The organism is Desulfonatronospira sp. (assembly GCA_003563255.1).
Lineage (GTDB): Bacteria > Desulfobacterota > Desulfovibrionia > Desulfovibrionales > Desulfonatronovibrionaceae > Desulfonatronospira.
Genome location: PWSL01000383.1, coordinates 1 through 9,100, shown reverse-complemented (window position 1 = coordinate 9,100; position 9,100 = coordinate 1). Strand labels below are relative to the sequence as shown.

The 9,100-nt window shown below is 48.0% G+C and carries 8 protein-coding genes; 6 read left to right on the top strand and 2 right to left on the bottom strand.

The window, feature by feature from the left end:
- Nucleotides 1-175 precede the first annotated feature (175 nt).
- A complete protein-coding gene (locus QZP87_RS11185; RefSeq protein ID WP_291323006.1) occupies nucleotides 176-1,507 on the top strand; it encodes a hypothetical protein in 1,332 nt (443 codons plus the stop codon).
- Between the two features lie 403 nt (nucleotides 1,508-1,910).
- On the opposite strand, the gene QZP87_RS11180 is transcribed toward QZP87_RS11185, so the two are convergent.
- On the bottom strand, nucleotides 1,911-2,732 hold the full coding sequence (locus QZP87_RS11180; RefSeq protein ID WP_291323005.1) for a GNAT family N-acetyltransferase: 822 nt from the start codon (nucleotides 2,730-2,732) through the stop codon (nucleotides 1,911-1,913).
- Nucleotides 2,733-3,627: 895 nt separating this feature from the next.
- Here QZP87_RS11180 and QZP87_RS11175 point away from each other — a divergent pair.
- Nucleotides 3,628-4,401: an SDR family oxidoreductase gene (locus QZP87_RS11175; protein ID WP_291323004.1), complete on the top strand. Its 774-nt coding sequence runs from the start codon at nucleotides 3,628-3,630 to the stop codon at nucleotides 4,399-4,401.
- Nucleotides 4,402-4,469: 68 nt separating this feature from the next.
- On the opposite strand, the gene QZP87_RS11170 is transcribed toward QZP87_RS11175, so the two are convergent.
- Nucleotides 4,470-4,604, bottom strand: a complete 135-nt coding sequence (locus QZP87_RS11170; protein ID WP_291323003.1) for a hypothetical protein — start codon at nucleotides 4,602-4,604, stop codon at nucleotides 4,470-4,472.
- A gap of 672 nt (nucleotides 4,605-5,276) precedes the next feature.
- On the opposite strand from QZP87_RS11170, the gene QZP87_RS15610 reads away from it, so the two are divergent.
- From QZP87_RS15610 to QZP87_RS11160, 4 genes are all read left to right on the top strand, one after another.
- Nucleotides 5,277-5,492, top strand: a complete 216-nt coding sequence (locus QZP87_RS15610; RefSeq protein WP_363331014.1) for a PAS domain-containing protein — start codon at nucleotides 5,277-5,279, stop codon at nucleotides 5,490-5,492.
- Nucleotides 5,429-5,755 carry a PAS domain-containing protein gene (locus QZP87_RS15605; RefSeq protein WP_363331013.1) on the top strand — a complete coding sequence of 109 codons (327 nt, stop codon included), beginning with the start codon at nucleotides 5,429-5,431 and terminating at the stop codon, nucleotides 5,753-5,755. The genes QZP87_RS15610 and QZP87_RS15605 overlap by 64 nt, the downstream gene beginning before the upstream one ends.
- A 109-nt stretch (nucleotides 5,756-5,864) precedes the next feature.
- Nucleotides 5,865-6,854, top strand: coding sequence for a hypothetical protein (locus QZP87_RS11165; protein ID WP_291323002.1), 990 nt, complete (start codon nucleotides 5,865-5,867; stop codon nucleotides 6,852-6,854).
- A gap of 105 nt (nucleotides 6,855-6,959) precedes the next feature.
- Complete coding sequence (locus QZP87_RS11160; protein WP_291323001.1) at nucleotides 6,960-8,759, top strand: DUF4412 domain-containing protein; 1,800 nt, start codon at nucleotides 6,960-6,962, stop codon at nucleotides 8,757-8,759.
- Nucleotides 8,760-9,100: the final 341 nt, after the last annotated feature.

The following is a 9,100-nucleotide window of genomic DNA, read 5'->3' as shown; positions in this document are numbered from 1 at the left end:
GCGCGTGGCAGGCCAGCCGCCCCGGTTGAATGCCCTTCGGGCTTGCTCTTCGAGCAATTCAACTGGGCAGGCAAAGTACGCAAAGTTTAAGAGGCGAAGCAGAGGTATTGTCCAAAACCGGTACACGGTTTTGGACAAGGCTGCCTTTTCATCTGTCACGAGAAACGAGTGACAAGTGAAAAAAATTATCCTGTCTTCCTTGGCGATCTTCGCGCCTTTGCGTGAGAAAAAACGGGTTGCGGGCATAGCCCGCCTTAGTTTTGATACCTGTTATGTGTTGTTTATCCAACAAGTGAGAACTTCAAAAATGAAACTGTTTAAATGTAAAATCATTGTTCAAAAATTTAGTCTGTTTAAAAAAATTATTTTTATATGGGCACTATTTTTATTTTTATCAAATGGAAATTTTGTTTTTGCAAACCCTGAATATCAGTTTGATATGTCTGGTGTTATCAGTTCTCTCGGAGGCGCTACCGAAGAGTTTGACAGGCTGGATGAGGTAAGAGAAAGCGCCTGGATTAGAACTGACAGATCCAGAGTAGAAAGAAGGATTAACGACTATCTTGATACTGTTATCGAGCACCTTGAAACTCCAGGGATGCTTGAGTTGCGTCAGAGATATCAAGCACTGGAAGATACAATCAGTTCTGATCAGGACCGGATATCAGATTTCAGGGAAGCCAGACTGTCAGCACCTGAAGGCGACCCATCACTGACAAGATATATTCCCACCCAGACCATGCGTCAATGGACGGCCAGAACACGTGGTGATTTTGATGCCCTGATTGCAGCCTACCAGAGATCCATCCAGGCTCATCAAAAGGAGATGAGAAAAATTGAAGCCGAAATGTCCGGGCTGTTGTCGGGTATAGGAGTTGACCTGGACCCTGAGGGGGTTGAGTTCTGGTTGTCCTCAGCTGTTGGAGATGATATCATGTCTATGAGCATTGTTTTTGCGAATGTTTCAGTTGTCACCAATCAACTGGCTGAGTTGACCAGGGAAAGCGGGGAAAATCTTGCGTACGCCAGAAGATACTATGGTATGGTTGTTATGCTTCACAAACTGGCGGTAAAAATGCAAAGTGATTTTATTCATAAAGCAAACGAGGAGGTCCTCCCCAGACTCAGGGAGTTTGATAAAGAAGCTGATAAGAATATCGAGGAAGCAAGGTTATTGATGCGTCAGGTAGCAGATCGCACCAGCCTTGAAAGCAATATCAAGGCTAATGAGATGACAAAAGAAGTTATAACTTTATACCGTCAAGTAGTCAACGATCATAGGGATCAGGTGGCCAAGGCGTTGAATATCAGTAAGCAGGAAAAGAGGGTTGCCATAAACACCTATAATACTGTTCGACTCAGTTCTGATGTGAATACACTTATCAGGCAAGGGCTAAGCACTTTTAACGCACTTTCCCAGATTCAGCTGCCGGCAGCGCAGACATTTGAGAATAATGAACTTCGTGAAGAATTTAGAAGATTGACTGAGCGAATGAAAATGGATTGAGTGTTCTGTCTCGTAGTATCTGTTTAGCGCTTTGCATGTGGCATGGGGACAGGCACCCCCGCACTTATTTTTCTGCACAAATACACGAAAGTACAGACGCGAAGTTTTGTGAACCTGCACAATAATTACGAAGCGGAGGACAGTCCCCAGGCCTGGTGCCAGTAATCAACACCCAGGATCCCCTGAATGGTTACATCTTCCGGACGCTTCGCGTCCACTAAGAAGAAATCAGACCTGCATGTTCGCTGTGTATGCTGGTTTGAGCTGCAAGGCAGACAGACGGACAGTCGAAAAATGCCGGTGAAATCGCGGGCTCAGGGCAGTGGAGGTATATGTATGTCAAAAGTTGCAGAAAAAAGGTTGTTAAGTCTCTTGATGGATGAATTATGTTCATTTTATGCGATCAGGCTTGTGCCGGTGACCACAGATATTGACCAATCGAGCAATAATCCTGAAATCCAAGTTGACGATAGACATTAAGCCCCATTCTGGAAGTATGCAGGATGCTGATCCGGTAACCCGCCCGCTGAGCCTCTCTCAAAAGTGCCAGAGTGATAAGTGTGCCTATACCTTTGCGTCGAGCCTCTGGAACGGTGACTACATTATAAATGCCAGCCACCCCTGCTGCTAAATACACCGAACCTGCTGCCACTGGCTTTTCTTCCAGCCAACCTGTATAATGGAGAAAAGGCAGTTGCTTGCCAAAGCTGATCTGCTTGAACAAATCTATCAGGGCGTTAACCGCAAAATCTGGCATGCCGAATCCCATAGCAAAAGGGTGATGCCAATGTTTAAAGCTTTCGGCATCATTGACCTTCTCAAAAGTTAAACCGTCAGGTACAGGAAAATCCGTGTTCAGCGTTTGCAAGTCCAGCGCCATCCCTGGCGCGTCATCTTCACGGGTAAAGCCATGCTTTTCCAGGTACAACCCCAGGTCAGAGGGTCTAGTGGTCGGCCCTGTCCACCATAACATGGGTACATTTTTAGCCCTCCCACGGGTTATGGCCGCTTCGATAGAGGCATTTACATCACCTGGAGCTAACCTTGCACGCATGATGCTGTTGAACAGCGGAAAAGGAATATCAGTGAGAGACCACAGCAACTGAGGATCATCATGAACTTCAGCCTGAGAGCATAGATCGAACAACGGCAAAAATCGAAACAGGTTGTTCTCAATAGCGGTAACTAACGAAGAAGCACATACGTCTTGCAGAATATCATTCATTTAAGTTTCCTCAACCGGGGTGCGCTATAAAGGGGATGGAGGCACTACCAAAGTGCAGAAAGCAACATGAAGTAGTTACAAAAATTATTACGATACAGGTATCTGTTTAGCTTTTAGAAAGGCAGGGGACAGATACTCCGGGACCCACTTGACCATCATTTTGTGCTCAAAGTGACTCATTTTTTGGGACAAGTGGGTCCCAGAGTTGCCTGCCCCCTGCTTTCCTTAAAAAGCGCTCAACAGATACAAATTTTTTAAGCTTATGGCAACCATTTTATCTTCTTTTGTATACCTTGTGTCTTCATCTGGTATAGTATAAAATTGGCCAAAAGTTGTCTTGACATCGGGTCCACCGCATGACTATGTCTTTGATTATGTTTAAAAAAATGTAACAGTTTAGGCATTTATATGTGGCATGGGGACTGGCTCCCCCAGCCCTTGTTTTTCAAAGGGCTACGTAATCATTCAGGATTTCCTCGGGGTTGATTACTGGCACGGCCTGGGGACTGTCCCCGGCTAAGTACTGTGCAGATTCACAAAACCTCGCGTCTGTAATTTTTTTATTTGTCAAGCAAAAGTGTTGCTGGGACTGTCCCCAGATCGATTCCGGCATCCCCTGAATGGTTACATTGTTTCCATGCAGGCTCCAGGGGTATGGAAGATGTGACTGCAAAAAGTCATTTTTGCAGTCACAGACGTCAGAGATCAGAGGTCAAATGTCAGTAAAATCAAAGAGTTATGTAGATTGTAGATTGTTGATTTCTGAATTTTTCATTCCCCGACTTTTTGCAGATGCATCATGGAAGACGTAGGCCAGGGGCCGCGGGGCCGATACCGGCCATTAGTAGCACCGAGGATCCACCTGAATGGTCAGCAAACTACTGGAGGTATTTTTATGAGTAAAGAGTCAATATTTAATTTAGACAACAAGACTGCCATTGTAACAGGGGCATCAAGCGGTCTGGGTGTACAGCTTGCCACAACCCTCGTTGAAGCTGGTGCAAGAGTGGCTCTGGTTGCTCGCCGGGAAGAAAAGTTAAAACAGGTAAAGGATATGCTTGCTCAAAAGGGTGGGCAATGCGAATACTACCCGGTTGATGTCACTAATCCGGAGCAGGTGGAAACCTGCATAAATGCAATACGTAATGATTTCTCGCGTATTGATATACTGGTGAATAATGCCGGATATGCAACGATAGAACCCATCGAAGAGCATACACTTGATAACTGGCATAAGGTTATGGCAACCAATGTTACAGGTGTATTCTTATTCACAAAATATGCCGGGCAGGTAATGATAGAACAGCATTACGGCAAAATCATCAATATTTCCTCCATGTATGGTGCAGTCGGAAATGTTTTTATGACTTCTTCAAGTTACCATGCTTCCAAAGGTGCGGTGAATACTTTCACCCTGGCCAGCGCTGCCGAATGGGCCGGGCATAACATCACTGTAAATGCTATTGGACCCGGATTTTTCCGGAGTGAAATGACGGAAAACATCATCGAAGATCATGAGTTTATGGATTTCGTCAAAAATAAATGCCCAATGCAACGTACTGGAAAAGAAGGCGAACTGGAAGGAGCTCTTCTGCTTTTTGCTTCAGATGCTTCCAGCTATATCACAGGCCAGATACTTTATGTTGATGGCGGCTGGACATCTGTGTAATATAACCATTCAGGAGGCATTGCTGGTGAGTAACCTTCAGGGGCCTATACCGGTATCCCCCTGAATGGTTACAAATCTTCTATCTGGGCGGTACTGTCTTCTTCAAAGAGCTGAAGACCGGCAAAGTCACTGAACACTTCCAGCATCCTTTCCTGCAGCACGGTTCGGGGGCCATCCTTCAGGGTGATTTCGTCTGCTTCCAAAAGCACCTCCGGCAGTTCATCATCTGAGGACCCGCGCGCAGGTGTGAAGCCAGCATGGCCAGAAGAGCCTGGTGCTGAGCACCCGTGTGAAGCCTGAAGGCTTCCCGTGCCGGAGAAGATTTTTTTTGGCACGGGCAACTTCGTTGCCCATCCCAGTGAAACCAGCTACGCTGAAACTACGTTTGTTTCACGGGACAGGCGGGCGGTTTTGCCGCTCACTGTTGGGGAGTACGTCTGAAGGCTTCTCTCGGTGGTGATTACTGGCACCCCCTGAATGGTTGCGCCGCACCCCAAAAATAATAACCTCATTTGCGAAAAAAGATCTTGTTTTTAGCGGCAGTAAGGTTTACCTGCAAAGATATTAAGTCAAAAACAAGCCCTATCCAATTGCTCCCTGGTCATTATTTTTTGTTCATGGTTTTTACTCTTTTGTGGGGATTATCATGTCCAGTTTTTCAAAAAATACTCAGCCCAGCCTAAGCATCTTTCCTGATGCTCATAACATCCTGATAAAAGCTCCCATAGGTATTTTCACCTCTACTCCTGAAAGGCGTCATTTCGGTCAACCCGGCCATGGCCGGCATGTTCGGATATGAATCACTGCAGGATATGCTGGGATCGGTCACGGACATTGCGTCTCAATAATATTTCGATCCTGCAGACAGGGAAGAGATCAATAGTCTTTTGAGCGAGAAGGGCGATTTGGTCGATTGTGAATGCCGGATGCTGCGCAAGGACGGTTCCGTTATCTGGACATCCAGAAATGCCAGTGCAGTACATGATAAGGTCGGAAATGTCGCCCATTATCAGGGCATTGTACGGAGATCACTGAACGTAAGCGGGCTGAGGAGGCTCGACATGAGAGCGATGAACGGTATCGCACAATAACTGAAACGGTGACTGACTACATCTTCACCTGCACCATCGAAAACGGCGAAGTCATGAAAAAGGTCCAAGGCCCGAGGTGTATCGCTGTCACGGGATATTCGGCCGAGGAATTCGCTTCAGACATCCACCTCTGGTTCAATATGGTACATCCGGAGGACGTGGATCACGTGAGAAGGTATTCAGATCGTATCCTGAACGGAAAGGGCTTCACTATTACCTGGTTTTGCCAAAATCAGGTCATAACTTATGGGACAGGGCATTAGTGCAGCGACAGGATCATATTGCTTTATCATGCCGGGCTGTTGTCATGAGCTGTGTTGAGGGAGGGTGGTTTTTTCATGGCTGGCAAATTATTTAGGAGGTAAGATAATTATGAAAGATTTTAGTTTCAGTGAGGTACTGGGATTGCTGATGAAAACATTGCCGTTCCTGGTGTTTCGTTTTCTTATTTACTTCGCGATCACCCTAGGCTTTGTGATTATCACGGGAACCGGGGCGGGCATAGGCTATGGCGTAGGTTCCATTGCTGATAAAGCGGCTGCCGGGGGCATGTGGGGCGGCCTGGCCGGGTTTGGCCTGGCTGCGGCAATTATGTATTTTATCCGTGAATACCTGCTCTACCTGGTCAAGGCAGGGCATATTGCCGTGCTGGTGGAACTGCTGGACGGTAAAGAGATTCCCGGGGGCAAGGGGCAGATCGATTACGCCCGGCAGCAGGTGCAGAAGAGGTTTAGCTCTTCAACGGTGCTCTTCGGCCTGGACCAGTTGATCAAGGGAATCCTTCGGTCGTTCAACCGTGTCTTCCTGAGTATCGCCTCTATTTTGCCCATTCCCGGTGCCGCGGGTGCCATGAAAATTATCAATACCATTGTTACCCTTTCCCTTACCTACCTTGACGAAGTTATTCTTGCCTATCTCATGAAAACCCGGTCGGAAAACCCCTGGGCTTCCAGCCGGACCGCGCTCATCCTCTATGCTCAGAACTACAAATCATTTTTGAAAAACGCGGTCTGGCTGGCCCTGTTCATCTGGGCGTCAACCTTTGTGGTTTTTCTGGTGGTTCTCGGACCGGTTGCCCTTCTGGTGGGGTTGTTTCCTGGTACGGCAGGACCGCTGACGCTGATTGTGGCCCTGGTCTTCGCCTGGGGCATCAAGCAGGCTGTTATTGAACCTATCGGCATGACGGCCCTCATGCTGGTCTATTTCAAGGTAACCGAGGGGCAGACCGCCAACCCCGAGTGGGAGGCCAAGCTGTCGAACGTATCATCCAAGTTCAAAGATCTGAAGGACAAGGCCAGTGCCTGGCAGGGGCAGAAGCACGACCAGCCTGCACAACAGACATTAAGGGCTGGCCAAGGCTGAAATTGGCAGAATCAGGTTAAGAGATCCCTATCCGATGATCCAGTACAAAGGTCTAAGACTCTGGAGTATGGCGAGTAATCTTTGCAAACGCTGAAGGAGGAAGCTATGGAATCAAAAGCGAGTAGTTCTGCACGACTGTGGAGCGCCATTTTGGGCATAACGGTTGTCTTCTTGATGCTGTTTTTTGTGCCGGGCATAGCCTTTTCGGGGGGAATGATAACCAGTTATTCGGCGGACTGGGTGATGTTGTCAAAGGACGGAACAGTGGTGAGTACTTCAAAGCTCTACATCACACCCGAGGCTTATCGCATGGATGGCATGCCCATGGGAGATGGTTCATACGGCATATCAGACAACATAACCTTTCTGGGGTTATACAAAGAGAAGAAGGAGTATCTTTATAACCACGACAAGAAACTCTACTTTGAGGATGATCTTGACGAAGAGATGATGATGGGCATGATGAATCTCTTCAAATACCCTGATTCGGAAGTAGTCCTGGGCAGGGAAAACGTCAGCGGTTATCCCTGCGTGAAAAAGAGGGTAACCACCACAACGGATATGATGGGAATGGAATTAACCTTTACTTATGTAGTCTGGCAGTCTGAAAGGTTTGAAATGCCGTTGCGAGTTCAGGATGAAGAAGGCAACATCACTGAGATGCAAAACATCAATACCAGTAAGCCCGCAGCCGGGTTGTTCAGGCCGATTCAGGGCTATACCAGAGTGGACAACATGATGGCTGTACTGGGCATGGATTTTGGCGCTGATCTGATGCCCGAAGAAGGGGACGAATGGCTTTATTCCAGACCAGATAAGGAAGATCCTGCCGGAGAGAGAACCGGCTGGGACACGCGCGATGTCGATGCCGATGAGATGATGGAAGTGATGGAGAAGTTCCTGATTCTTGCCGAAGGTGATCCAGAAGAGATGGCAGAGTTTAGCAGTGCCCTTTCAGCCGCACTGGGCCTTGCCCGTGGGATTGAGACAGATACGGACGATCAGGAGGGCATCTGGCAGAGGATTCTTCTTCGTACCGGAGACAAAATCGGCTCGGAGATGAAAGTGCCGCCCGACACCTACCTTGCAATCCTGGGTACGCCCTCGTCTCTGGATCAGGTCTGCGACTTTTATGAAGACCAGCTTGTACCTGATGGATGGCAGAACAGCGGACGACATGTTCAGGATAACGAGGGATTTATGCTCCTCACCAGGGGAGATGAACAGCTCACTGTCAGTTCGGCGGATGATCCCGGCATGGCCGGTCATTTCAGAACCTTTTATTACCTGAAACTGACTGGAGCGGCTTCGGAAACATTGGCATCACAGAAGGCTTCTATCGTTGCTTCAGCCGCAGAAACAAGTGAGAGAGAAAAGGCACGACAGCGAGGTGATAGTGAAGCTACAGGACTTCTGTTTGCCAACAGTGATTTTGAACATGGTGATCTGACCAACTGGAGAGCCTCTGGAGATGCCTTTATTTATCAGCCCACAAAGGGAGACAATCCCACAGCCCGGCGTAGAGGACAGCCCTCCCAGCATCAAGGCGAATACTGGATCGGCACCTTTGAAAAGTACCAGGGCGATCCGGGGCAGAACCCGGGCGACACCCAGGGAGATGGACCCACGGGCACGCTGACTTCGATACCCTTTACCATAGAAGGTGATTCCATCAGCTTTCTCATTGGCGGAGGCAATCGTCCCGATGCAACCTACGTTGCCCTGGTGGTGGACGGCCGTGAAGTACTGAAGGCGACGGGTAATAACCATGAATCCATGAATCGCGTCACCTGGGATGTGATTCCCTTTAGAGGCAAGGAAGGCCGCATTCTCATTGCCGACAAGTGGGACAGGGGATGGGGACACATAAATGCCGACGATTTCAGGTATGGGGACGGTGAATAGCTCTTAAACAGCGCAACCTCACACATACGAAACTAAGGCGGGCTATGCCCGCAACCCAATAAATAAAAGAGTTTTTTGACAGGATTAACCACGCCCAAGAAGCGTGGCAGGCTTAGATTAAGAGATTGATTAAGAGAAAAACATTTTTGTCCTGGCTCCCAGTTTAATGCCCTTCGGGCTTGCTTTGCGAGCAATTAAATCACGCCACAGGCGTGACAGGCGGAAGCCAGGCCAAAAGGTAATCACTCGCCCTTGGCGATGGTAAATTCAGTCAGCGGCATCAGGCCGGTGGCTGATTATCCTAACCATCCTGTTAATCCTGTCTAAGTTTCTTGTTTTTT